Here is a 22,056-nt window from a genome sequence, read left to right as displayed (position 1 = left end):
ATTGTTCCGAGCCTGTTATTATGTATAATGAATCACAGAACAAACCTTTAGAGCCCGGGAGGCCGGATGCGTTCCGGCCGGATTTAAAAATTATCTGAAATGGCTTTTTCTATCAGCTTTTTGCAGCGGTCAAGCTCTGTCTTCAGCTGTTTTTTGTAAAGCTTCGCTGCTTCATAGTCTTTAAATTGATAGAGAACGACTTCCTGGAGTTTGGCTCCCTCCTTTTTCACTTTTACTTGCTTTAAAATCCCGTCATCCAAAAGTTCGTGAAGTGAACGGTACACCTCGGTATGATTCGGCTTAAAACCGATGGGTTTAAATTCCGAACGCAGCACCTCGAGAAGCTTCAGCCCGTAAAGCCGTTCCTGCTCTGTCATTGTAATCATGTAAAGCTTTAAAAAGGCTCTTTGTTTCACTAAAAAACCGGTTGAACTTCTTTTTTCTTCTTTCAATATGTGCACACCCTTCCTTCTAACAAATTATTCCATGTACTAAATATTCTCTTTATATCCCGTTTTCCCTTTTATTGTTCGGACAGTTTGGTTTGTATTGATTTGTTTTTTGGAGCGGGAAAAATAATCTTAGTGAACATTTGGTACATAGTTTATTTAGTTTAATTATAGCTGATATCGGTTTCTTTTTCACTCTTTTTTCTGCAAAAACGGATCTTTATGCCTATTTAATCGGGTTGCGAAATCAAAAAAAGAAAAGACCCGTCACAAAGACAGGTCCCCTTTTGTTTAAGGATTAGTTGACCACAAACCGGCAGTTTTGATGAAAATGCGCGGATGTAATTTCAATTGAGCAACCATATATTCTGCAAGATCCTCAGGCTGCATGACTTTTTCCGGATTGCCGTCTGTCAGATTTAATTCAATAGACATGTCGCTTGCAACCGTACTCGGAGTCATTGCGCTGACACGGATATTGTGTTTTCTGACTTCCTGCATGAGAGATTCGGTCAGACCGAGAACGGCAAATTTAGAAGCGCTGTACGCACTTGTCGCCGCGGCGCCTCTTTGGCCCGCCGTAGAAGAAATATTAATGATATCTCCTGATTTTCTCTCAATCATTTCAGGAAGAACGGCGCGTGTCACGTGGTATACACCCATTACATTAACTTGAATGATGTCTTCCCACTCTTCAGGCGTAAGATCCAAAAATCCGCCGAATTTGCTGATTCCGGCATTGTTAATCAGGATGTCAACCTCACCGAGTTCTTCTTTAATAGAGGAGACGGCTTGTTCAACCTCTTTTTGGTTTTTTACATCGGCAGCAGCGAATGATGCCTTTACACCAAGGGCTTTCACTTCTTCCGCAACCTTTTCGACATTTGCTTCTGTACGGCCGATTAAACCGATATTGACTCCTTCTTTGGCTAAAGCGATAGCGGCGGCGCGGCCGATTCCTCTGCCCGCACCCGTGATTAGAGCCGTTTTGTTTTGTAAGCTTTCCATGTCTTTCACCCTTTCTGAATGTCCTTATGTACGATTTCACATTATAAGCAGAAAAAAAACAATTAGCAAATAAAATGATTCAACACGATCCGTAAAGGGTATCAACTGAAAAAAAGGAGTGAAAAGCAGATGATCATCATTTTGTATATCAGTGCTGCCGTTGCGGCTGCCGCGTTAATTTATGCAGCCGTATCCGCCGTGCATTTTAAAAGAAACACAGCGCCTGATATAAAGAAGATTAACGCCGCGACAGCGTCTATGCAGACGTCCGTTGAAGAAATCAAAACAGAAACCCGTTTGTTATCACAAAAGCAGAAAGAACTGCAGGAAGACTTTCTTACTAAAAAAACAGCCGTGCAAACGACGGCAGCCGAAGTTAAAGGAACGCCTCACGTGCTGAAAATGCTCTGGAACGCCGGTAAAAGCGGTTTATGAGCCTGCATGTCATCCGACGTTTTTGATGACACTAAGAGAAACTGGCGGATTCAAGGAGGCATAACATGATTTGCGATCGTGAGCGGCTTGCGCATTTTTTGCAGCAGCTTAAAGCATTATCATCTTCGGGAGGATTTACAAAATCGGATTTGCTGACTCCGGAGTTCCATTTAGCCAAGGACGGAGATCTGGATATGTATTATTCGCCTCATAATGAGGATATCAACCCACATGCTGCGGTTGTCATCTCCGGAATTACACCCGGTTTTTTTCAGATGCAGCGGGCTTACAAAGCAGCGGCACAGCTTTTAAAAAACGGCGAATCTCTTGAGGTGATAGCATATGAGACAAAAAAAGCGGCCGGACTTTCCGGTTCCATGAGGCAGCACATCATCGAAATGCTTAATGAATGCGGTCTGCCGGCCGCGCTTCACGTTGAGGATTCATCCCGGTTTTTTGATTCAAAACGGGAGCTGCTTCATACGACATCCGTTATCAAACACCCTGTTTTTTATAAACAGAAAAACTATACGGGACACCGGCCGGCCATCAGCAGATCAGCTCTTCTCAGCCGTTACGCGCTGACATGTTTTCCGGATGAAATAGAAATGATGAAAAAAGACATTCTGCTTATCCCTCTCGGAAAAGCAGCAGAATCAGCCTGCCGCACGCTGAAGAAGAACGGCAGAATGGGCCATGCGGTCATTCTGGAAGGCTTCCCGCATCCGTCCGGAGCAAACGGACATCGTTTCAAACAATTTCACGAAAACCAACAATCGTTACGTGAACAAATTCAGCGGTTTGCCGGGTTTCTTCAGCAGCCGTAAAAAAACGCCCCGAATTTTCGGGGCGCTGCTGTTAAGAAGCGTATTCAGGCAATGCTTTATCGTGTTTTGCCGTTTTCTCTTCAGGTATTTTGATTTGATTTGTCAAGATTGCACTTACGAAATAGAGCGCTGCGAAAATCCATACAACGCCTTGTGCGCCGACAAGCCCGATGAACGCCCAGGCAAGCGCGGGGCCGACAAATGCCGACAGGCCCGCAGCCAGATTTAACACAGACATGGCGGCACCTTTATTGCTGCCGGCCGCCGTCGGCACGATAGCCCCGATCGGAACGAACCCGGCGAGGAGCCCTCCCCATATAAAACCGACAATGCTGACGAAAAGCAAGTTCCCATGTGATACAACAGGAGCATAATATAATAAAAGAGTAAAAATGCCGCAGCCCACTCCTCCGAACCACATGACGGTCTTTTTCCAGCCGAAGGCATCGCCGACTGCGCCGAATATTAAGTTAAAGACGATATTTCCGAGAAAGATCGTTCCCCAAATTTGCAGCCATACATTTGTAGAAATGCCGTGCTGCGCCATATGCATCGGGAGGAATACCGGAAATCCGTATGTTCCGATGCTGTTAATGATCCGAATGATCCCCCCAGAGAGCACGCGCGGATTTTCAGCAAGGATGGTGATTCCCTTCATTAATTCCTGCGCCTTTTCCCGCTTATCTGCCTTTTTCTTTTCAAAGCGGTCCCTATTTAAAATCAAAGCAAAAAACGCGCCGAGGCATACCCAGAAAATTGAACTCCACAGCGTATTCAAATAGCCGAAGGATTTGATAGCCCAGCTTGAATACCAAGCACCGAATACAAACATCCCGCAGCAATATGCAATCCAGAACCAGCCGACCGCCGTACTGAGCCTGTTTTTCGGCGAACGGTAAATCACCCATGTCAAAAATGAATAGGCAAACAGCGGGTAACCCAGCCCTTTAATAAAATACGTGACATACATCACCGGCAAATTAAGATTCTCAAATCCGTATGCGATAAACGCGGCTGTTCCGATGACGTAAAACAACAGCCCCATAAACATCGTCCGCTTTGCGCCGAAGGCTTCGAGGCAGACCCCTGAAAACCACGACGCCACAGCAAGAGAAATACCGTAAACCGTAAACAGGGATGCTGATTGCTGTACCGTCAAGCCGTTTTCAACTAAAAACGGGCTGAGCCAGCCTTGTTCAAGGCCGTCCCCCATCATAAACAGCACGACCCCTAAAAATCCCCAGGCGAGCTGTTTTGGAATTCCTATTTTATTAAGCATTTTTGTTCCTCCTCAGCAATCTTTCATGTTGTCATCTCATCCCCAAGTCAGGCTTTCACCGCCGGTTGAAAATGAGTAAATAATTTTTGCGTATGTTTCCATTCTTCATATAGGAAGAGATCCGTCTGATCCGCTTCCGGCTCAATTATCTTTGTGCGGGTCGAAAGCTCTGCTTTCACACCGAGAGCTTCGTTGCAAATCATCACCGCTCCCATTGCGGATGCCTGGCTGAACCCCTCTCTCTTGTAGATTTTCTTTTGAAGAAGGTTAGCAAGAAACTGCGTCAAAGCATCACTTTGGAAACCGCCGCCGCACACCTTCACATAATCTTGTGAAAAGGAAGCCGCCTCTGTTAACGCCTCATAGTTCCATTTGATTGAAAAAGCGATTTCCAGCAGTGCGGCTTTAACAAAATGGGCTCTGCTTAAGTTTTGGGACAGCGGAGCGTCAAATATAAATCCGCCTTTTGCCAGTGCGTTTTTCTCAGGCGATAAATAGGAGCCTAACGCAGATATACAAGCATGATCATGTTTCGGCAGACTTGCGATTTCCCGTTCCATGACGCTGTAGGATTCATTCGGATAAAAAATGGATTTTAATTTTTGATAATTGAGTCCTGTTACACCCGGATTCGTTTCAAGAAGCCATTGACCTTCTTCTGTATGGCAATTCAGCCATGCATTCTCTAAACTTTCGGTTCCGGTCTCCGCTGTTATCTTTGTAATCGGCGTCGTTGTGCCGGATACGATGACGATATCTCCCGGCTTTGCATCTGCACTTTTGATGGCAAGCTGTGTGTCTCCCCCGCCTGCAATCACAGGCACTCTTTCAGAAAGACCGAGCACCGCCGCTTTCTTAAACGTTAACATTCCGACAACCGTCCCAGATCGGACGAGTGAAGGAAGAATGGCAGAAGGCACACCGAAGATGTTGCATAATTTCTCTGACCACGCCTTTTTCCTTACGTCAAACAGCAGTGTTTCAGCAGCCTGTGACGGTTCATAGCTTAAAATTCCGCTCAGCTCAAATGTCACCCAGTCACTGATGCTTGTGATGCACTTCACTTCTTTCCATAAAGACGGCTGTCTGGCTTTTAATCCGACAAATTTCATGGCGGAAAATAAAGCGCTCGGAAGACGTCCGGTTTGCTGATGCACTTCTTCTTCTGCCTCAATCCCGCCTTCCCATTCACGCCCTCTGTTATCAATGTTGGGCAGACCGAGAAATGCCTTTTTATCTTTATTGATCAAAACGATTCCCTGCCTCTGGCTTGTTGAGGTGATTCCGATTAATGTAATATGAGGGCTCTTGGCAATAGCCTTTCTTGCCATAGCGCTGATTTGCGTCCATAACCCTTCCGGTGAGAAATATCGTCCGTCCGGATAAAGCGGATCCGTCACATATTCGATGTCTTCCCTTTCAAGCGCGGTCACTTCGCCGCCGGCAGTCACGACCGCGACTCGCGCATTCCCAGTCCCGATGTCAAATACAAGGTAGCCTTTTTGTTCAGCCATTACAGCCTCCTCCTTCCGTTTCAAGTTCTCTTTTGTTATAAAGTTCACGTATTGTATAGGTTTGATCTTGTTTCCATTTGAAAAGCGCTTCATTTAAAATCTTCACATGATGATCTTCCACTTCAAATGTTGCGCCCGCTAAATGGGGAGTCGCTAACACATTCGGCAAAGAGATCAATTCATAATCAGAAGATTCAGGCGGTTCATGATAAAACACGTCAAGGATCGCTCCCTTAATCCGCCGTTCTTTCAGCACCCGCAGCAGCTCTTCCCTGTCTGTAACCGCCGCTCTTGACGTATTGACAAAAACAGCTTCCTGTTTCATCAATTGAAAGTGCCGGGCGCCGATAAGGCCGATGGTTTCTTCTGTGCGCGGCAAGTGAACGGAAACAATATCACTTTCAGAAAATACCCGTTCAATCGTCGTTTTTTCATACTCCCGGTTTTCATGACGGACAAATGGATCATAGTAAAGCACTTTGCAATCAAAAGCGGCCAATAGCCGGGCGATTCTCTGTCCGACAGCGCCGAAACCGATAAGGCCGACTGTTTTCCCCGTCAGCTCATTTCCTCTGAATTTGACGTAAGCCTGCAAATAATCACCATTCCACTTCCCGTCCTTCAGCCACTGATGGGAAGAATACGTATGACGCAAAAATGAAATCACATTTCCGATAAACATTTCAGCAACGGCCTGGGCATTGCGGGCCGGTGTAAAGAAAACGGGGATTTTTCTTTTAGTCGCCGCCGCAATATCCACATTAGACGGCATTCCTCTGCAGACACCGATAAAAGCGGAATCCGGCAATATGTCAATAACACGCTCAGACACCTCATCAAGTTCGGTAATAAGCCCCGACGCGTTTGTCTCTTGAATCATTCGGATCAATTCATCTTCCCGATAGGCCCGGCCGTGCTTCTTCCACGGCCGGTGCACAGTCCGGCCGAACAGCTCAGTCAGCTCCTTCAGCCCCTCGTCGTGATATGGCGCGGTAATTAAAACCGTCATGGTACAAAACATCCTTTTCACATAAATTTTTCCATAAAAAAATCTCTTTCCTCAAAGAAGGAAAGAGATTCATATACCGTCTTTATCCGCTTGAAGCGCACAAATATGTATAGACCATTCTTTCCTATCTTTCAAGCATACGCTTGCTGGAATTGGCACAATAAATGTTGCCGAGGTTTCATAGGGCCAGTCCCTCCACCTCTCTGGATAGAAAATAAAATGATGAAATTGTCAGGCTGTTTAAAAGAATAAACTCATCATAGAAAAGTCTTTCCATGATGTCAACACTTTTTTCTGAATTGACGTTCGATTTTGAAATGTTATAATGCTTACAATATAAACAAAGAGGAGAAATGGGCTATGAATTCTGCTGCAACACAGCCGAACGGGGTCTTTAAGTCGGTGTGCTCCCTAGACTGTCCCGATCAATGCGGCTTGCTTGTGACAAAAAAAGACGGAAAAATCGTTAACATTCAGGGAGACCCCGATCACCCGGTCACATCAGGGAATATTTGCAACAAAGTCAGACACATGGCTGAGCGTATTTATGATGAGAAGCGCGTAACCGTTCCGTTAAAACGGATCGGTAAAAAAGGTGAAGCCGCGTTTGCGCCTATTTCCTGGGAGGAAGCGATCAATACGATCAGTTCGCGCTGGAAAGAGCTTATTGCCGAAGAAGGAGCGGAAAGCATTCTTCCGTACAGCTTTTACGGCAATATGGGAAAACTGGCGGCAGAGGGAATGGACCGCCGTTTTTTCCATCGTCTCGGAGCGAGTCATCTCGAACGGACGATCTGCAGCAAAGCCGGATCTGAAGGCTATAACTATACAATGGGTGAAGGAGCGGGTACTGATCCGGAGGAGACCATACATGCAAAGCTCTTTATTTTTTGGGGGATCAATGCCGTCAGCACGAATATGCACCAAATCATGATTGCTCAAAAAGCCCGGAAAAAAGGGGCTAAAATTGTCGTTATCGATGTACATAAGAATCAAACCGGCCGGCTTGCCGATTGGTTTATTCCCATTCGCCCCGGCACAGATGCCGCACTCGCCCTCGGTATCATGCATGTCTTATTCGACGAAAACCTTCACGATGAAGCATTTCTCACAGAATACACCGAAGGCAGTGAAGAATTAAAAGCGCATGTTAAACACTATGATCCGGAAACGGTTTCTGCTATTACAGGCGTTAAAGCCGACGATATCAGACGCCTTGCGAGAATGTACGGGGAAACCTCCCCTTCCCTTATCAGGATTGGAAACGGCATTCAGCACCATGACAATGGCGGAATGATCGTCCGCACCGTCGCCTGCCTTCCGGCTGTTACAGGACAGTGGCTCAACACCGGAGGAGGCGCAATCAAGCACAACAGCGCGGTATTAAACTATAACAGACAAGCGCTCCAGCGGCCTGATCTGCTTTACGGCCGGAAGCCGCGATCATTTAATATGAACAGGCTCGGAAGCGTTCTTTTAGAAACAAAACCGCCCGTGCGCTCCCTGTTTATTTACGGTACGAATCCCGCAGTGGTTGCGCCGGAAGCGAATAAAGTCAGAAAAGGCCTGCTGCGGGAGGATTTATTTACAGTCGTTCACGATTTATTTTTAACGGAAACCGCCAAATATGCGGATATCGTGCTCCCTGCTTCATCCGCTTTTGAAAACACGGATTTTTACACGTCTTACTGGCATCATTTTATTCAGCTGCAAAAACCGGTGATCGAACCCTACGGGGACAGCAAATCGAATACGGAAGTGTTCCGTCTGCTTGCCGGAGCAATGGGATTTACCGAGCAGGAGCTTCAGGATTCCGATGAAGAATTAATCAGACAGGCGCTGGACTTTCCCGACAATCCGTATATCGAGGATATTGATTACGAAGCGCTCTCACGCCATTCCTTCATGAAAGCCAAACGGAAAAAACCGCTTTTTCCGGGAAAGCTCAAGACACCGAGCGGAAGAATTGAATTATATTCGGAAAAGATGAAACAGGACGGTTATCCGGCGCTGCCGACACACATCCCTCTTGAGAGCGATGACGATTTTCCGCTTTTATTTGTCCCGGGACCGAATCATAATTTTTTAAATTCGACATTTTCAAATAACGAAAAACACGTAAAACTGGAAAAAGCGCCAAAACTTTTTATTCATACAGAAGATGCTGTACGCCGGAACATAGAAGACGGAGAAACCGTTAGAGTTTGGAATCACCGCGGAGAGTGCGAATTGACTGTTTCGGTCGGCGAACAGGTGCTTCCCGGCGTTGCGGTGAGCCAAGGTCTTTGGGCCGATATGGATGATAAAAAACAGCTCGTCAATTCACTCACGCCCGATCGGCTGGCGGATATGGGCGGAGGCGCTGTTTTCTTCTCCGGAAAGGTGCAGGTGGAAAAGCTCAGCAATCAAAACCGTCCGCAATAAACGCCCGGCGGTTTTGCTGAAGGCTGAATCCTTCGGCCGGCTTCACCGTATAAAAAATGATAACGTTTATTGGAGGTTTGGATATATGACATTCCGCATATCACGAGAAACGGAAAGCGGTATGTGCAGAAGACGGCATTAAGAGGATGGCTGACTTCCATGCTGGAAAAAGAATAACAGCTGCTATGAAAAGCGGGAAGAGTTTTTCTCTTCCCGTTCATTAAGATTTGCCGCCCTGCCTCTCTTCAACCCCAAACATACGACAGATATCGTTCTTACGTAACGAAACATCCCCTTCTTTAGATTTCAAATAAAACCCTTTCATATATAACCGTATGACTTCCTCATATGTAAGCTCATGACGAAGGAGCGCCATTAAACGCCCGTCTTTTTCATCTTGTTTATTGAACCATTCATACCGTTATGACCAGTTCACTTTCTGCATGTCAAACACCTTCTCACTTTGAATTAATGCCCTTTTCGCATTTATTATACTTATTTCCCCTTTTGTAAACACTCCGACTGCCTGTAACATTTTTGAAAACAGCCGTACCCGTCCCTATTAGTCACCATGTTGACTTATTTCCCTTTGTGATGTATATTGTAATTGTCAACATGGTGACAATTTAGTTGGGAGATAATTTATGGATATTAAATTACTAATGAAGGAACTGCATTTTATGCAACAAAGTTACGCATCATTATTTTCGGTTGTCAATAAGGTGCAGACTCGGGGGGACGAATACTTAGAAATGTTGACTTCCCGACAGCACATGACTCTTATTGCTATTGCCCATTTACCGACGGAAGATACCACACTTATGAATATCGCTAAAAAGCTGGGCACAACAAAACAAACCGCTAACAAATTAATTTCAAGCCTCGCGAAAAAAGGATATGTTCACACGGTGCCAAGCAAACTGGATAAACGTGCAATCAATATTGAGATTACCCCTGAAGGAAAAAAAGCGTTAATTTCCTGTTCAGAAAGATCCACCTATTTTTTAGCGGATATGTTTCATGAGTTCACAACTGAAGAAGTTGAAACATTCTGGAGGCTATTGCAAAAACTTTATCGTTTTGATGGTGAAGAACAGGATGGTTTTGAAGAAAAAGCACATTTGAAAGTTGAAGACCAGGCACGATTCATCTCAGATGACTATGAAGAAAAAATCATGGCTGAATTTTCAAAACGGAGATATGGGAGTGCAGACGATGAATAATATGCTTTATCGAAAAGTAAAAGAAACAGAGGATAAGATGAAGGAAAAATGCTATGAGCTGAAAGATAAAATTGATCAATTTATTTCTCATGCTAAATATAAAATTCATAGCAACCGTAAACTGGACCGAGCCGGCAATTATATATCAATTGCCATTGGACTCTTTATCCTAACTGCCTCATGGCTGACCGGAACACAATGGCTGCTTTGGATAGGCGCGGCGAGTATTTTGAGTAATGCCTGTTTGCTCATTATAAAGCCTGTTAAAAATTGAAAATCTGAAAAAAGCTCTCTAAAAGAGAGCTTTCTTTTATTAATCGTCCCAGTCCTCATCTTCTTCCCAGTTTTCTTTCATCTCATGAAGTCTTTCATAAAAGAACTTTATAAGGCAGAATTAAGTTCTTTATAGCCACCGAATTCACTCCAAATAACAACTGGACATTCTCCTTCCCGTTACTTTAAGTACATTTATTCACAAAGTAATCTTTTTTACAGGTCATTTAGTGGTAGCCCAGGAAAATGCGAATTTACAACGTTAATCAAATTTAAACATAAAAAGTCGAATTCCCTGTCCTTTAAGGAAAACGACTTCTTCAAGTAAATCCCCATTAACCTTTTTTTGGGGACGATTTGTAATCTCTGCGCAGTGAAATTATACCTGTGCTAGCCCGCCATCTACGAACAATTCAACACCCGTCAAGTAACTGCTTTCGTCTGAAGCAAGGAAAGATACAGCGTTTGCTACTTCTTCAGGTGTCCCAACTTTTCCAGCTGGAACAGTATTTCTGCTATTTTCCATTACTTCTTCAAGTGCATCACCAAAAAGCTCATCGTAGGCAGGTGTAAGAATAGCTCCTGGACTAACCACATTTACACGGATTTCAGTATCTTTTAGGTCAAGAATCCAGTTGCGAACTAGTGCTCTTAATGCTGCTTTAGATGCTCCATATACACTAAACGCTGGGTTGCCAATTGATCCAGCAGTAGAGCCCGTTACAATAATAGAACCTACTTTGTCCGGGAATAGTGATAACGCTTTTTGAACAGTAAAGATGGTTCCTTTAACGTTAATGCCGAACGTTCTATCAACCTGCTCTTCAGTAATTTCACCTAATGGAAGGAAGCTGCCGGTGCCCGCATTAGCAAAAAGAATGTCCAACTTACCTTTTTCCTGCTTTATCATGTCATATAGTTTGTCTAAGTCTTCAAGCTTAGAAATATCACCTTGAACACCGGTTACGTTCTTGCCAATTTGGTTAACAGCTTTATCAAGTTCGTTTTGTCTACGTCCCGTGATATAAACATATGCACCTTCGTTTACAAATTTTTGTGCTGCAGCAAGACCAATCCCACTTGTTCCACCCGTTACAAGCGCTATTTTACCTTCAAATTTACCCATACTTAACACTCCTTTAGAATTAATTTTATTTTATGTCTAGTACCTTTAAGTACTTGAAGAACAACTTACAAGATATAGTATCCTTCAGTAAGCACATTATCGGAAGTACCCACTTTTTTGTGATATAGTAACTAAAAAGTAATAAATGTGGAATGGAGAGCTTTAGACATGAAAAAATTTAGCTGTGGGTTTGAAGTGACAAAGGAAGTTATTGGCGGAAAATGGAAAGGTCTTGTATTATACTTTTTAATGAATGGACCAAAGAGAACGAGTGAATTAAAGCGCATTATCCCAAATATAACTCAGAAAATGCTGATTCAAACACTTAGAGAGCTTGAAGCCAGTGGACTTGTGAGCAGAAAGATGTATAATCAAGTACCGCCGAAGGTTGAATATTCATCCACTGAACTTGGAGAATCTCTTAAACCTATCTTGCAGGAGCTCTGTCAATGGGGAGGCCATTATGCGGAGCAAGAGTATGCAGAAGGTGAATATGAAATTGTACAGCCAGAACAACTAAGTTAGGATTGATGCAGCTGCTGAAGCAAATGCTAAACAACTTCAATACCATCACCTGACAGATGAAGAACAGTCAGAAATAAATGAGATATTCAATTTTGAAAGTGAAGTTCTAATAAGAAGTGTCATGGACTATATTCAGGAGAACTTTGATGAAATTCAAAAAAGAGCTGTTTCAAATGTTAAAGAGAAGGTTCAGAAACTTAGCAAAAAGATAAATGAAGACATCAGTAATAACATTTAATGCCTATATGGTCTCTTCGCATGTATTTTTTACACAAAAAGACCCGGATTTTAATTCCAGGTCACACTTACACCTTGTATTCACTTTATTTTCAGTACGTTTTGATTGATATAACAACGTTTTTGACAGCTCATAATAATGGATTTGGGGTCACACTCAGGTCACACTTCGGGTCACAATTTGCTCAAATTCCCTCTTGCATTTCTCGAACTGCTTTATTCAAGATCATAGAATTTGAACAAAACCTTACACCAAGTAGTCATGGTGATCGGCAAAACAAAGCCAGATATAACATATATTAAAAAATCTCTTGCATTTCCACATCCGGCATGCTATATTCATATAGCGATGAGCTGAATTGTGTAAGCCGATGCACATGCCCTTGCGGCACACACGAATGTGGCGTGTGGTGTATCGCCTCAATACGCAAAAGACGTTTGCTTCTGCAAACGTCTTTTTTTATTATCCGATTTTCGTTCCGTTCGGTACTGTCTGCTCTGGCGTAAGCAGGACAACGTCTCCTTTTTCCGGGATGCCGCCGAGAACGAGAACTTCCGACTTAAATCCGGCGATCCGCCGCGGCGGAAAGTTGACAATAGCGGTAACCTGCCTGCCCGTCAGATCATCCGGTTCGTACCGTTTTGTAATCTGGGCGCTTGATTGTTTCATGCCGATCTCTTCGCCGAAATCTATTGTCATCTTAATAGCCGGCACCTTTGCTTCCGGGAATACTTCCGCTTTTACGACCGTTCCTATTCTGAGATCGAGCTTGATAAAATCTTCGATGACTGCCATATCAAAAACTCCTTTTTTACAATCATGATATCAAAAAAAGACGCAGTTTATTTAACCGATTTTCAGGATTATTTATCAGATTGAAAGGTGTTTCGGAAGACGCGCGGCGTTATTCCCTTATGTCTGACAAACCATCTGGTAAAGGAAGACAAATTTTGAAAGCCGACCTCCTGACTGATGTCTGTCAGCCGGCATTTTGTTTCAATAAGCATTTGTTCCGTTTTCTTCATACGGAGCTCAGCAATATAAGCTTGCGGGCTTTTCCCCGTCTGCTTTTTAAACCAGTCGGAATAATACGCCGGGTGGTAATGTTCCATTGCGGCAAGCTCTTTAATTGAAAAAGTCTTTGAGAGATTTCGGCGGATATACGCAATTGAATCATTCGTACGGTTTTCTTGTATCTTTTCAGCAATATATTCTGCAAGCAGACTCAATGAATGAGCCGACTGCTGCTTTGTCTCTTCTGTCAGCAGAAACCGAATCGATGTCCAAAAAGAATCAAGCTTATTCAGAACGCCGGGATCAAATGAACCTTTGAAAAAATATGCCGGTATGTCGAGAACGAGACATTCGTTTCGCTCCAAAGAACGGAACCGATGTTCATGCCCGGGCGGAATATACAGCATTTGATCAGGTTTTAATCTGATTTCACGCCTTTCTGTCTCCAAGTCAAGCTGTCCTTCGAGCGGAAAGAGCATTTGGCAGTATGTGTGTGCATGAGAATCAAAAATATGTGAATAGGTGCGCCGCTCACAGATGATATGTTGTAATGAATCCATTTGTCCCTCCTTTTACATGATGCGTTTTTTTTATTTAGTTTACATAATAATATTATTGTTCCCTCATCTGTAAACCTCTTAGGAAAGCAACAACTGCAAACTTCCGACTTTCTTTAATTGATTCGGTTAATTCAAATGCACTCTGTTTTCTCAACACGGCAAATCCGTGAAGAAGGCTCCTCAGTCCTCTCGCAGCATGAATCGCAGTGTCAGACTGTGCATAACCGTTAGCTGTCAGCTGCTTGACAACAAGCTCTACAAGCAGGCTTGACAGATTCTCAATCCGGCCGTCTTTTATCTTTTGAAATGTTGCGTCATATAATCCGGGATTGGCTTCTGCGAAATTGATATAGGCATCGGCAAGAGCGAGCAAAGCAGTTTCACCCGTCAGTCCTTCTGAAGAGGCCGCCATTTTTTCATATAACATAGTTAAACCGGAGACAGCCAGCTCTGTTTTAATTCCTTGAAGGCCATTGACAAAATTGTAAAGGGAAGGCGGTTTTACGTTTAAGGACTTTGCAACGGCCGCAAGCGTCACTTCGTTCAGCCCTTTTTCGTCAGCGATACCTGCTGCGGCTCTCAATATCATGTCAAGGCTCATTCCGACTCTCGGTGACATTATGATCGGCCTCCCGGCAGGCTTCGTTCAGCTTCCTCAGCAGCCTCAGCCATCATTTCAACGGGATTGCAGAGAACATTTCCATGTCCGGCGGCCAGACTGCTTGGTTGATGAGCGATAAGCGTTCTTGCTGTTTTTACAGCTTCTTCTTTATTCCACGTAGCAAAAGCCGGAAACGGAAATTTCCATTTCAGCTTCCCTGAAACAGCAAGGCCGCCCCGTACTTGAAAGGCATCTCCGACGATCAGCATATCATTTCTCATATCTTTAAAAGCGAGGCTTCCCGGCGTATGACCGGGAGCGGGAATGACAAGTAAAGATCCGATCCGCTCGCCGCCTTTCAGCAGGCGATCAGGTTCGGTCTGAACATTTTTCGGCACTCCCCCCTTTATCGGCGTTTGTGCTTCATGCTCAAATAAAGAAGTGTCACCTTTCAGCAAGAAAGAATCCCGCTCAGAAATACAGACGGAAGCATCCGGAAATTCCGCAGCTAATGAGTCAAGCGAACCGATGTGATCCCCGTGCGCGTGGGTGAGTAATATGTCATTCAGCGGCTTCCCAAGCTGCCGCAATGCTTGTTTGATTCCTTTATGACTGTTAGGCAGTCCGGCGTCAATCAGGGTTACTCCTTCTTCTTCTTCGACCAAATAACAATTCACCGGGAAAAGCGCTGGAAAAAAAGTCAGCTGCCAAACCCTTCCGTATTGTAAGATTCTCATCAACATCCCCCTAAAACTAATATCATTAGTTTTATTATAACTAATGCCGTTAGTTTATCAAGCGTTTTCTGTCTAAATCCTGAAAAAGGCGCGGGCGCTTCTCTCATGCCAAAAAAAGAAACGCGCATACTGTGATAAAAGATGCTTTCAGCCTGCGAATAAATCAGACTACTAAAACCAGCCGGATAAGCATACACTACTCAACGGAGGGGGAGTTCCACATCATGCATATCACACTTCAAAGCATCTGCCCTGTCTTAATGATTGCCTTTTTTCTGTATAAAAAGGTGAAACGGTCCGTCGGCTTTCAGCCTTTGAAACCCCGCTGGCTTTACACAAGAATGATTTTATTTTCATTGCTGGCCGCCGCTCTGGCGTTTTTCAGCATCACACACCCGGCTTTATACGGGTATCTTATATTCGGCACTTTTTGCGGCTGGCTTCTGGTCCTGTTTGCCAAACGGAACATTTCTTTTGAAGAACGCCGCGGAAAAATGTATTTTCGCACTCACCTGTGGATTGAACTTATTCTATTAACGTTATTCCTATCGAGATTTGTTTATCGCGTTATTGAAATATACCGGGTCACAGCGGACTTTACCCATCCGGAGGCATACAGCCAAACGGTCGGGGCTGATCCGCTGACCATCAGTATCTTTTATTTCATCGCAGTTTATTACAGCGGCTTCTCTTTTTATGTTTTAAAAACGAGCAGAGACCAAACCAATAACAGTCAGTACGGCTGACATCCCTGTCTAAAAAGCAGGGATGTTTTTTAATCGTGCCGCGTATGGTGAATCATTTGCTGAAGCACATCTAACACATGTTCATCCTCAGGTGAATAATAGATGGATGTTCCTTCTCTGCGTGATTTGACGAGGCGCAGATTTTTAAGAAAACGCAGCTGATGAGAAACGGTAGACTGCAGCAAATTCAGCTTTTCTGCGATATCATTTACCGCGTGTTCACCCTGTGACAGCAAATGGAGAATTCTGATTCTGGTCGGATCAGACAGCGCCTTAAAAGTCTGGGCAACCAAAAATAAAGTTTCCTCATCTAAATCGACAGCGGGGTCATTCGTGTTTCCGGATTCGTGAAATTCAGTCATATACCTCACCCTTCTTTTCTCAAGTAGCCCAATTATACCAAATGTCAATTGATGCAGGTACATCCTGCGCCTGACAAAAGAACCGTTATTTTAAATTTATGTTTCAAATACGGGTTTCCGCTTGGTTTCGCGCATTCATCTGTGTCATAATGAAAAAGTCATAATGCTCCTGAAATTGAGGGTGAAACACAGTGGAGAAAAAGAAAAAAGGCTGTTTCGCTGCCGCGGGTCTTATGATGATATGTGTTTTTGTCATGGTTTCCTTCTTCCTCATTCTGTTATTTTCAAATAATGAATGGCTCAAAAGTCTTCCGTTTGATGTCAAACCGATCGTGCTTGAACGGCTGACAGATTACAAACCGCTTGTTGAAGACGAGCTGGATGAAAAAGGACTCACCAAATATACATCGCTTGTACTCGGCATGATATATCAGGAGTCAAAAGGAAGAGGAAATGATCCCATGCAGTCTTCAGAATCTCTGGGTTTAAAGCGAAATGAGATTAAAAACCCTCAAACCAGTATCAAACAGGGAATCAAACAATTCACTCTCATGTACCAAACAGGCAAGAAAAAAGGCGTAGACTTGGATACGATTATACAAAGCTACAACATGGGAGCCGGCTATATTGATTTTGTGGCTGAACATGGAGGATCGCATACTGAGGAACTGGCAAAACAATACTCCGAGCAGCAGGTCAAAAAGAATCCGAAACTTTACACTTGCGGAGGGAACAAAGACAATTTCCGTTATCCCTACTGCTATGGTGATTACACGTACGCAGAAAAAGTAAAAGCAAAAACAAAAACCGTTGAACAATCCTTAAATGTAACAACACTTGAAACGCTTGAAGAGTAAAAGGCGCCCTGATGAGNCGCCTTTTTCAATCAATAGAAAAAAGCCGCGCAGAGCACGGCTTTTTTTAATAATACGGTGAGATCATTAAGTATACAATGACACCCGTCAGACTGACATACAGCCAGAGCGGCATCGTCCATCTCGCGATTTTTTTGTGGCGCTCCACTTGCATGCTGAATCCTCTGATCAGCGTAAACAGCGCAAGCGGCACGATAACGGCGGAAAGACAGATGTGCGTAATCAAAATAAAGAAATAAATCCCCCGAATGATGCCGTGGCCGCCGAATAAAGTATTCTCAGCTATCGAGTGGTACACGACATAGCAGATCAAAAACAGCAGAGTCGTCGTAAACGCCGCCAAAATAAAGCGTTTATGCGCTTGAATATTTTTTTGCTTAATCATAAAGAGCGCTGCCAGCAAAAAGATAAAAGTAAAGCTGTTAAAAATGGCATTTAACATCGGCAGAATATGAATATTGGCAATGCTGACCTGTCCCGATTTCGGCATAAAAAACAGCACCGCAATTAACCCGTTGATCAAAACGGTCAATGTCAGCACGATACCGGTATAACTTTTAGGTTTGTTTTCTGTCTGATTCATCTTATGACCTCTCTCAATTTTACTGACTATCCAAATGGTATGAGAATTCAGCTTTGATGTCAACGGTTTCGTCCGCTTCGTCAGAAATTAGACAAACTTAAGCCCTAAAAAGACCGGGTGTTTGAGACCCGGCCTTTCGTCATATTATGCTTCCTTCAACAGTTCTTCTATCACCTTATGTTCGTTTTCATTCAACAGATTTTTTGGAATGATCCGATCTATCGGTTTATTCATATGCTGATCGAGAATATCGGCTGTTTCTTTGTCCCCTGCGATTACGAGACGCTCCCATTGGTGTGAAGCGGCCTTTTGATCAAGGTTTGAAGCCAATCGTTTATACAGCCTGTTTTGGTTTTCTTCGACATGGGCTTTGGCAGCGTCTTCGTCCATCGATGCGGAGCTTCCGCTTACATCCTGCGGTTTCCACGATTCATTGATGACGTCGTATTGATAATGCTCCACCCCTTCAATTTTTCCGAGTACGGTTTCTATGATCTTCACTTCATTCTGCTGGGTGAGAATAAAAGCCGTGCTCGGAAATTGTTCACGGAGAAGTTCTAATTGATCAAGGACAGCCGTTTCTTCCCAATAAAATCGTGTTTCGACAGGCACCTGCAATTCAATCGTCTCCCAGATGCCGCCTTCTCCCGATGCAAAAAATACGAGACTTCGCGGCATCTCTTTACCAAGCCCATCGATATATTGATAGACGCGTTCCATGATGCGGACGAGAGATTTTTCTTCTTCCGGATCACTTACAGACAGATACTCTTTTAATCTCCGAAAACCGGTTTTCAAGGCGATTTTCCACTCTCCCCCCTGCTGATCCGGATTTCTCATATCCGTATTTACATATAAGGAAAGCATTTTATCAGGAGATTCCGTCATTACGTACTTCAATTTGCCGATGAGTGAGTCAATTGCCATTATAGATTCCTCCTTTTTCCGCTGCTCACTGTTCCTTTCCCTATCCGCACCGCCTTAAAAACGTCAATCCACATATAAACGGCAGACTTTTCTAAAAAAGTTTTTGCAAAACCCATTTACAAACCAAGACATCATTTACTACAATGGATACTTGTGTTTGACTAAGACTTTTACGCTGTGAAAGGAGTATGATTTTGTTTACTGCAGAAGAAAGAGATCAGAAAGAGCTGGAAAAAGAGCTTCATAAACTTGAATTTCAGATTTTCAGAATGCGGGAAAATCTGATAGATGTATCAAAAGACGCGCGAGTGCTTGGTATTGATCAATCGAACAATGACGATTGGATCATTGTTTCCTCGATTGATGATGGCCAAACATGTAAGATTATGCTGACTGATTGTGAATCAGCCTACCGGGGAAGAGGCTGTTTTTCACTGATCGCCTCTTATTATGATAATGCCATTCATATCGGGGACATTAAAGGGCCGCCGAACCACGGCTACGGCTCGATCTGCATGAAATTTTTAAAACATATCGCCAGAGAGCAGAATATCCCGAAAGTGACGGGCGACATCGCTAAGCGTGATTGGGATCATGTCGACCGGCTCGTTCATTTTTATGAAAAGCATCAATTTGATGTCTGGATTGACAATGATACGCAATCAGGCGGCATTAAATGGGTCGACCTGTAAAAAATGATAGATAAACCCTCGTTAATATGGTGTAATAGATTAAACCATTTAAGGAGGGTTTTTTTTTGTATCCGGAAAAATTGAAAAAAGGCGACGGCATTCGTATTGTGTCTCCGGCCACAAGCATGTCCGCTATGTCAGATGAAAATATAAATGCCGCGAAGACAAAATTGGAGGAGCTGGGCTTTTGTGTCTCTTTTTCAGAGAATGCAAAAGAAATAAATGAATTTCATTCATCATCGATTGAATCGCGTGTACGGGATCTGCACGAAGCTTTCGCTGATCCTGACATCAAAGCGATTTTGACGACACTCGGCGGGTTCCAATCAAATCAGCTGCTCCGCTATCTTGATTATGAAAACATCAAGCGGCATCCGAAAATCCTTTGCGGCTATTCAGATATTACCGCTCTCGGCCATGCCATATATCAAAAAACCGGCCTTATTACATATTCCGGTCCCCATTTTTCTTCATTTGCCATGAAAAAAGGGCTGGACTATACGATTGACTCTTTCTTGGCCTGCTGTGCTTCTGACAACCCGTATGAGGTAAAACCTTCATCCGAGTGGAGTGATGATAAATGGTATTTGAACCAGGAGGACAGACGTTTTTATCGGAATCCGGGACCGCTCGTTATTCAACCCGGATATGCGGAAGGAACACTGATCGGAGGAAATCTATGCACGCTGAATCTTCTGCAGGGCACGGAATACTTTCCGGAGATGGAACAAGTGATTCTGTTTATAGAAGATGATCATATGTCGGACATTCATATGTTTGACCGGGATTTGCAGTCACTCATCCATCTTCCCGCTTTTTCAGCCGTGAAGGGAATTGTCATCGGACGTTTCCAGCATGCTTCAAATGTGTCTGAGGAGGCTCTGCGTACCGTCATCCGTACAAAAGAAGAACTGTCATCCATGCCTGTTATCGCAAATGCTGATTTCGGCCATACCTCCCCTTTGATGACATTCCCGATCGGAGGAACATGCAGGATAGAAGCCGGCTCAGAAGGCGGACGGATATGGATTGATCGGCATTAATACATAAAGACGGGAAAACCGCCCCGTCTTTTTATTTTGACGCCTTATGCCGCGGCGTGCGCGGAGCGATCATAATTCGTCCGCCAGCCGCTGCCGTCACCCATACGGAAGCTCCTTCATAAAAACGGCTGATCTCTTCATTATATACGGCGTGTGTCAGTTCACGTTTATCATTCGTTCCGTCTTGGTTTTTTACGTTTAAAATAAGTACAAGCTCGTGCCTGCCATTCTTCATCACGCCAGTACTTCTCACCTTTTCAATAACGGCTGGCCTTCCTCTCCCTCTGTCAAGCGCCTGAAACAGCCTGACAGCAGGCATAGACAGTCCGATAACGAGCACAATGACGAAAGCGGTGCATATACCTGCTTGAAACACTGGTGATTCTGTGAAGGCATTCCATAAACATATAAATTCCGGCACCATCAGATTCATCATCCCTTCAGATTCCGTTTTCACATCCATTCCTTATTATATTAGAGAAACGCTTTTTCTTTTTCCGCATATAACGATTATATACAGTCAAAAAAGGGAAGAAAAAAAGAACACAAAGCATTTCGCCTTGTGTTCTTCATCTCTATATGAAACTAGTCTAATACTTTAACATTTACAGTTCTGACGCCCCAGTTGTTAGCGTCACTTTTCTTTGCAACAAATACGTCAATTTTATTTCCTTTAATTGCGCCGCCTGTATCTGCTGCTGTTGCCACTCCGTAACCTTCAACATAAACCTTAGAGCCAAGCGGAATGACACTAGGGTCTACCGCGATGACTTTTGCATCAGGGTTTTTGTTTAAGTCAACACCGGTTGCCGTTACACCGGAAATGCCGCCGTCGTTAGCAGAGTAAGCAGTTGCAGTCATTGTCAGCTGCTTTTTAGGCTCTTGTTGGTTTGTATTTGATTGAACAGGCTGCTGTTTTGCTTCGACAGCCTTCGCTTCTTGTTTAGGTTGTTGTTGTTCTTGAACAGGTTCTTGTTTAGGCTGCTCGTTTTTGACAGCTTCCTGTTTCGGCTGTTCTGTCTCAGCAGCTGGTTTTTGTTCAGTTTGCGGCTGGCTGGCTTCTTGAGCCGGCTGTGCAGCCTGAGCCTGACCTTTCACATTTAACGTTGTGCCTGCGTAAATTATATCTGATTGCAAGTTATTCAAGCTTTTCAGATTGCCGACTGATGTTCCGAATTTCTGAGCAATTTTCCAGAGGCTGTCGCCCTGCTTCACTGTGTACTGCCCAGATGTGGTTGTTTCTACTGAAGAAATAGTCAGTTTCTCTCCTTCAATAATTAAATCAGAAGATAACTGATTCCATTCTTTTAAGTCCTTTAGGTTCACTCCGTTTTTTTGCGAGATCCCCCAGAGCGTGTCACCCTTTTGCACCGTGATTTCTTTAGCAGAAGCGTGAGCTCCAAATGCAGTTGTTGAAATTGCTGCAACTGCGACAAAGGACATAATCGTCTTCTTCATAAGTAAATCCTCCCTTGTTAGCTTTTTATTGGCGGCTAACAGGTGATATCGTAACATATGAAAATGTCAGTTCAATAACAAAACGATTTGAATTAGATTACAGTTCCTTTACATGAAACATTTCTCTC

25 protein-coding genes and 1 riboswitch are annotated in these 22,056 nt (G+C 43.8%); of the genes, 10 read left to right on the top strand and 15 right to left on the bottom strand.

Translation table 11 applies throughout. The annotated features are described in order from the left end of the window. Positions 1–83: 83 nt before the first annotated feature. Both rtp and ACWJJ4_RS14650 read right to left on the bottom strand, forming a co-directional pair. On the bottom strand, positions 84–452 hold the full coding sequence (gene rtp / locus ACWJJ4_RS14655) for a replication termination protein (RefSeq protein ID WP_003153833.1): 369 nt from the start codon (positions 450–452) through the stop codon (positions 84–86). Between the two features lie 288 nt (positions 453–740). Next, positions 741–1,457, bottom strand: coding sequence for a 3-ketoacyl-ACP reductase (locus tag ACWJJ4_RS14650; RefSeq protein WP_015417604.1), 717 nt, complete (start codon positions 1,455–1,457; stop codon positions 741–743). A gap of 129 nt (positions 1,458–1,586) precedes the next feature. Here ACWJJ4_RS14650 and ACWJJ4_RS14645 point away from each other — a divergent pair, with 129 nt between their 5' ends. Continuing rightward, positions 1,587–1,892, top strand: coding sequence for a DUF948 domain-containing protein (locus tag ACWJJ4_RS14645; RefSeq protein ID WP_003153826.1), 306 nt, complete (start codon positions 1,587–1,589; stop codon positions 1,890–1,892). A gap of 65 nt (positions 1,893–1,957) precedes the next feature. After that, positions 1,958–2,719, top strand: a complete 762-nt coding sequence (locus ACWJJ4_RS14640; protein WP_369614723.1) for a hypothetical protein — start codon at positions 1,958–1,960, stop codon at positions 2,717–2,719. Between the two features lie 31 nt (positions 2,720–2,750). On the opposite strand, the gene ACWJJ4_RS14635 is transcribed toward ACWJJ4_RS14640, so the two are convergent. The 3 genes from ACWJJ4_RS14635 to ACWJJ4_RS14625 are packed head-to-tail and all read right to left on the bottom strand — an operon-like array spanning position 2,751 to position 6,521. Beyond that, a complete protein-coding gene (locus ACWJJ4_RS14635; RefSeq protein ID WP_102422270.1) occupies positions 2,751–3,998 on the bottom strand; it encodes an RbtT/DalT/CsbX family MFS transporter in 1,248 nt (415 codons plus the stop codon). A gap of 47 nt (positions 3,999–4,045) precedes the next feature. Continuing rightward, the gene (locus tag ACWJJ4_RS14630) at positions 4,046–5,512 is read right to left on the bottom strand and encodes an FGGY-family carbohydrate kinase (protein WP_454021754.1); all 1,467 of its coding nucleotides are present in this window, start codon (positions 5,510–5,512) and stop codon (positions 4,046–4,048) included. Continuing rightward, positions 5,505–6,521, bottom strand: coding sequence for a 2-hydroxyacid dehydrogenase (locus ACWJJ4_RS14625; RefSeq protein WP_454021753.1), 1,017 nt, complete (start codon positions 6,519–6,521; stop codon positions 5,505–5,507). The genes ACWJJ4_RS14630 and ACWJJ4_RS14625 overlap by 8 nt, the downstream gene beginning before the upstream one ends. 121 nt (positions 6,522–6,642) lie before the next feature. Further along, positions 6,643–6,735, bottom strand: a riboswitch (SAM riboswitch). A gap of 146 nt (positions 6,736–6,881) precedes the next feature. Between ACWJJ4_RS14625 and ACWJJ4_RS14620 the strand changes: the two genes are divergently transcribed. From ACWJJ4_RS14620 to ACWJJ4_RS14610, 3 genes are all read left to right on the top strand, one after another. Further along, the gene (locus ACWJJ4_RS14620; RefSeq protein WP_317461317.1) at positions 6,882–8,945 is read left to right on the top strand and encodes a molybdopterin oxidoreductase family protein; all 2,064 of its coding nucleotides are present in this window, start codon (positions 6,882–6,884) and stop codon (positions 8,943–8,945) included. A 644-nt stretch (positions 8,946–9,589) separates the two neighbouring features. Next, the gene (locus ACWJJ4_RS14615; protein WP_077722442.1) at positions 9,590–10,168 is read left to right on the top strand and encodes a MarR family winged helix-turn-helix transcriptional regulator; all 579 of its coding nucleotides are present in this window, start codon (positions 9,590–9,592) and stop codon (positions 10,166–10,168) included. Next, positions 10,161–10,442: a hypothetical protein gene (locus ACWJJ4_RS14610; RefSeq protein ID WP_070081957.1), complete on the top strand. Its 282-nt coding sequence runs from the start codon at positions 10,161–10,163 to the stop codon at positions 10,440–10,442. Before ACWJJ4_RS14615 ends, ACWJJ4_RS14610 begins: the two co-directional genes overlap by 8 nt. Positions 10,443–10,820: 378 nt before the next feature. On the opposite strand, the gene ACWJJ4_RS14605 is transcribed toward ACWJJ4_RS14610, so the two are convergent. Beyond that, positions 10,821–11,567, bottom strand: coding sequence for an SDR family NAD(P)-dependent oxidoreductase (locus ACWJJ4_RS14605; RefSeq protein ID WP_070081958.1), 747 nt, complete (start codon positions 11,565–11,567; stop codon positions 10,821–10,823). 168 nt (positions 11,568–11,735) lie between these two features. Here ACWJJ4_RS14605 and ACWJJ4_RS14600 point away from each other — a divergent pair, with 168 nt between their 5' ends. Next, positions 11,736–12,092: a winged helix-turn-helix transcriptional regulator gene (locus tag ACWJJ4_RS14600; protein WP_014417586.1), complete on the top strand. Its 357-nt coding sequence runs from the start codon at positions 11,736–11,738 to the stop codon at positions 12,090–12,092. A 700-nt stretch (positions 12,093–12,792) separates the two neighbouring features. Here the strand turns inward: ACWJJ4_RS14600 and csaA are convergent. The 4 genes from csaA to ACWJJ4_RS14580 form a co-directional block, all read right to left on the bottom strand. Next, positions 12,793–13,125 (bottom strand): chaperone CsaA, encoded by a 333-nt coding sequence (gene csaA / locus ACWJJ4_RS14595; RefSeq protein ID WP_094246856.1) that lies wholly within the window; start codon positions 13,123–13,125, stop codon positions 12,793–12,795. A gap of 68 nt (positions 13,126–13,193) precedes the next feature. Next, positions 13,194–13,904 carry an AraC family transcriptional regulator gene (locus ACWJJ4_RS14590; protein WP_454021752.1) on the bottom strand — a complete coding sequence of 237 codons (711 nt, stop codon included), beginning with the start codon at positions 13,902–13,904 and terminating at the stop codon, positions 13,194–13,196. Between the two features lie 52 nt (positions 13,905–13,956). Beyond that, positions 13,957–14,523: a TetR/AcrR family transcriptional regulator gene (locus tag ACWJJ4_RS14585; RefSeq protein ID WP_454021751.1), complete on the bottom strand. Its 567-nt coding sequence runs from the start codon at positions 14,521–14,523 to the stop codon at positions 13,957–13,959. Continuing rightward, positions 14,523–15,242, bottom strand: a complete 720-nt coding sequence (locus tag ACWJJ4_RS14580) for an MBL fold metallo-hydrolase (RefSeq protein ID WP_025852283.1) — start codon at positions 15,240–15,242, stop codon at positions 14,523–14,525. Before ACWJJ4_RS14580 ends, ACWJJ4_RS14585 begins: the two co-directional genes overlap by 1 nt. Before the next feature lie 224 nt (positions 15,243–15,466). Here ACWJJ4_RS14580 and ACWJJ4_RS14575 point away from each other — a divergent pair, with 224 nt between their 5' ends. Next, the gene (locus tag ACWJJ4_RS14575; protein WP_094246852.1) at positions 15,467–15,988 is read left to right on the top strand and encodes a kinase; all 522 of its coding nucleotides are present in this window, start codon (positions 15,467–15,469) and stop codon (positions 15,986–15,988) included. Positions 15,989–16,017: 29 nt separating this feature from the next. Here the strand turns inward: ACWJJ4_RS14575 and czrA are convergent, their stop codons facing one another. After that, positions 16,018–16,350: a Zn(II)-responsive metalloregulatory transcriptional repressor CzrA gene (gene czrA, locus ACWJJ4_RS14570; RefSeq protein WP_007407993.1), complete on the bottom strand. Its 333-nt coding sequence runs from the start codon at positions 16,348–16,350 to the stop codon at positions 16,018–16,020. A gap of 191 nt (positions 16,351–16,541) precedes the next feature. Between czrA and ACWJJ4_RS14565 the strand changes: the two genes are divergently transcribed. Beyond that, complete coding sequence (locus ACWJJ4_RS14565; protein ID WP_003153802.1) at positions 16,542–17,207, top strand: lysozyme family protein; 666 nt, start codon at positions 16,542–16,544, stop codon at positions 17,205–17,207. A gap of 64 nt (positions 17,208–17,271) precedes the next feature. On the opposite strand, the gene ACWJJ4_RS14560 is transcribed toward ACWJJ4_RS14565, so the two are convergent. Both ACWJJ4_RS14560 and ACWJJ4_RS14555 read right to left on the bottom strand, forming a co-directional pair. Further along, positions 17,272–17,808, bottom strand: a complete 537-nt coding sequence (locus ACWJJ4_RS14560) for a DUF420 domain-containing protein (protein ID WP_003153801.1) — start codon at positions 17,806–17,808, stop codon at positions 17,272–17,274. 144 nt (positions 17,809–17,952) lie between these two features. Beyond that, positions 17,953–18,735, bottom strand: a complete 783-nt coding sequence (locus ACWJJ4_RS14555) for a VLRF1 family aeRF1-type release factor (RefSeq protein ID WP_031379041.1) — start codon at positions 18,733–18,735, stop codon at positions 17,953–17,955. A 188-nt stretch (positions 18,736–18,923) separates the two neighbouring features. Between ACWJJ4_RS14555 and ACWJJ4_RS14550 the strand changes: the two genes are divergently transcribed. Together ACWJJ4_RS14550 and ACWJJ4_RS14545 are read left to right on the top strand one after the other, a co-directional pair. After that, positions 18,924–19,427, top strand: a complete 504-nt coding sequence (locus ACWJJ4_RS14550; protein ID WP_014305189.1) for an N-acetyltransferase — start codon at positions 18,924–18,926, stop codon at positions 19,425–19,427. 65 nt (positions 19,428–19,492) lie between these two features. Continuing rightward, a complete protein-coding gene (locus tag ACWJJ4_RS14545) occupies positions 19,493–20,470 on the top strand; it encodes a S66 family peptidase (RefSeq protein ID WP_077722447.1) in 978 nt (325 codons plus the stop codon). A 31-nt stretch (positions 20,471–20,501) separates the two neighbouring features. Here the strand turns inward: ACWJJ4_RS14545 and ACWJJ4_RS14540 are convergent, their stop codons facing one another. Both ACWJJ4_RS14540 and ACWJJ4_RS14535 read right to left on the bottom strand, forming a co-directional pair. Continuing rightward, on the bottom strand, positions 20,502–20,894 hold the full coding sequence (locus tag ACWJJ4_RS14540; protein ID WP_173613035.1) for a hypothetical protein: 393 nt from the start codon (positions 20,892–20,894) through the stop codon (positions 20,502–20,504). A 161-nt stretch (positions 20,895–21,055) separates the two neighbouring features. Then, positions 21,056–21,928, bottom strand: coding sequence for a 3D domain-containing protein (locus ACWJJ4_RS14535; RefSeq protein ID WP_003153795.1), 873 nt, complete (start codon positions 21,926–21,928; stop codon positions 21,056–21,058). Positions 21,929–22,056: the final 128 nt, after the last annotated feature.

Source organism: Bacillus sp. JK62 (assembly GCF_053663455.1).
This window is presented reverse-complemented; position numbering and strand designations above follow the sequence as displayed.

Bases quoted from the DNA above. Each gene is read 5' to 3' on its own strand.
- ACWJJ4_RS14650 (WP_015417604.1), bottom strand. From the start codon at position 1,457: ATGGAAAGCTTACAAAACAAAACGGCTCTAATCACGGGTGCGGGCAGA.
- ACWJJ4_RS14645 (WP_003153826.1), top strand. From the start codon at position 1,587: ATGATCATCATTTTGTATATCAGTGCTGCCGTTGCGGCTGCCGCGTTA.
- ACWJJ4_RS14640 (WP_369614723.1), top strand. From the start codon at position 1,958: ATGATTTGCGATCGTGAGCGGCTTGCGCATTTTTTGCAGCAGCTTAAA.
- ACWJJ4_RS14635 (WP_102422270.1), bottom strand. From the start codon at position 3,998: ATGCTTAATAAAATAGGAATTCCAAAACAGCTCGCCTGGGGATTTTTA.
- ACWJJ4_RS14630 (WP_454021754.1), bottom strand. From the start codon at position 5,512: ATGGCTGAACAAAAAGGCTACCTTGTATTTGACATCGGGACTGGGAAT.
- ACWJJ4_RS14625 (WP_454021753.1), bottom strand. From the start codon at position 6,521: ATGACGGTTTTAATTACCGCGCCATATCACGACGAGGGGCTGAAGGAG.
- ACWJJ4_RS14620 (WP_317461317.1), top strand. From the start codon at position 6,882: ATGAATTCTGCTGCAACACAGCCGAACGGGGTCTTTAAGTCGGTGTGC.
- ACWJJ4_RS14615 (WP_077722442.1), top strand. From the start codon at position 9,590: ATGGATATTAAATTACTAATGAAGGAACTGCATTTTATGCAACAAAGT.
- ACWJJ4_RS14610 (WP_070081957.1), top strand. From the start codon at position 10,161: ATGAATAATATGCTTTATCGAAAAGTAAAAGAAACAGAGGATAAGATG.
- ACWJJ4_RS14605 (WP_070081958.1), bottom strand. From the start codon at position 11,567: ATGGGTAAATTTGAAGGTAAAATAGCGCTTGTAACGGGTGGAACAAGT.
- ACWJJ4_RS14600 (WP_014417586.1), top strand. From the start codon at position 11,736: ATGAAAAAATTTAGCTGTGGGTTTGAAGTGACAAAGGAAGTTATTGGC.
- csaA (WP_094246856.1), bottom strand. From the start codon at position 13,125: ATGGCAGTCATCGAAGATTTTATCAAGCTCGATCTCAGAATAGGAACG.
- ACWJJ4_RS14590 (WP_454021752.1), bottom strand. From the start codon at position 13,904: ATGGATTCATTACAACATATCATCTGTGAGCGGCGCACCTATTCACAT.
- ACWJJ4_RS14585 (WP_454021751.1), bottom strand. From the start codon at position 14,523: ATGTCACCGAGAGTCGGAATGAGCCTTGACATGATATTGAGAGCCGCA.
- ACWJJ4_RS14580 (WP_025852283.1), bottom strand. From the start codon at position 15,242: ATGAGAATCTTACAATACGGAAGGGTTTGGCAGCTGACTTTTTTTCCA.
- ACWJJ4_RS14575 (WP_094246852.1), top strand. From the start codon at position 15,467: ATGCATATCACACTTCAAAGCATCTGCCCTGTCTTAATGATTGCCTTT.
- czrA (WP_007407993.1), bottom strand. From the start codon at position 16,350: ATGACTGAATTTCACGAATCCGGAAACACGAATGACCCCGCTGTCGAT.
- ACWJJ4_RS14560 (WP_003153801.1), bottom strand. From the start codon at position 17,808: ATGAATCAGACAGAAAACAAACCTAAAAGTTATACCGGTATCGTGCTG.
- ACWJJ4_RS14555 (WP_031379041.1), bottom strand. From the start codon at position 18,735: ATGGCAATTGACTCACTCATCGGCAAATTGAAGTACGTAATGACGGAA.
- ACWJJ4_RS14550 (WP_014305189.1), top strand. From the start codon at position 18,924: ATGATTTTGTTTACTGCAGAAGAAAGAGATCAGAAAGAGCTGGAAAAA.
- ACWJJ4_RS14540 (WP_173613035.1), bottom strand. From the start codon at position 20,894: ATGGTGCCGGAATTTATATGTTTATGGAATGCCTTCACAGAATCACCA.
- ACWJJ4_RS14535 (WP_003153795.1), bottom strand. From the start codon at position 21,928: ATGAAGAAGACGATTATGTCCTTTGTCGCAGTTGCAGCAATTTCAACA.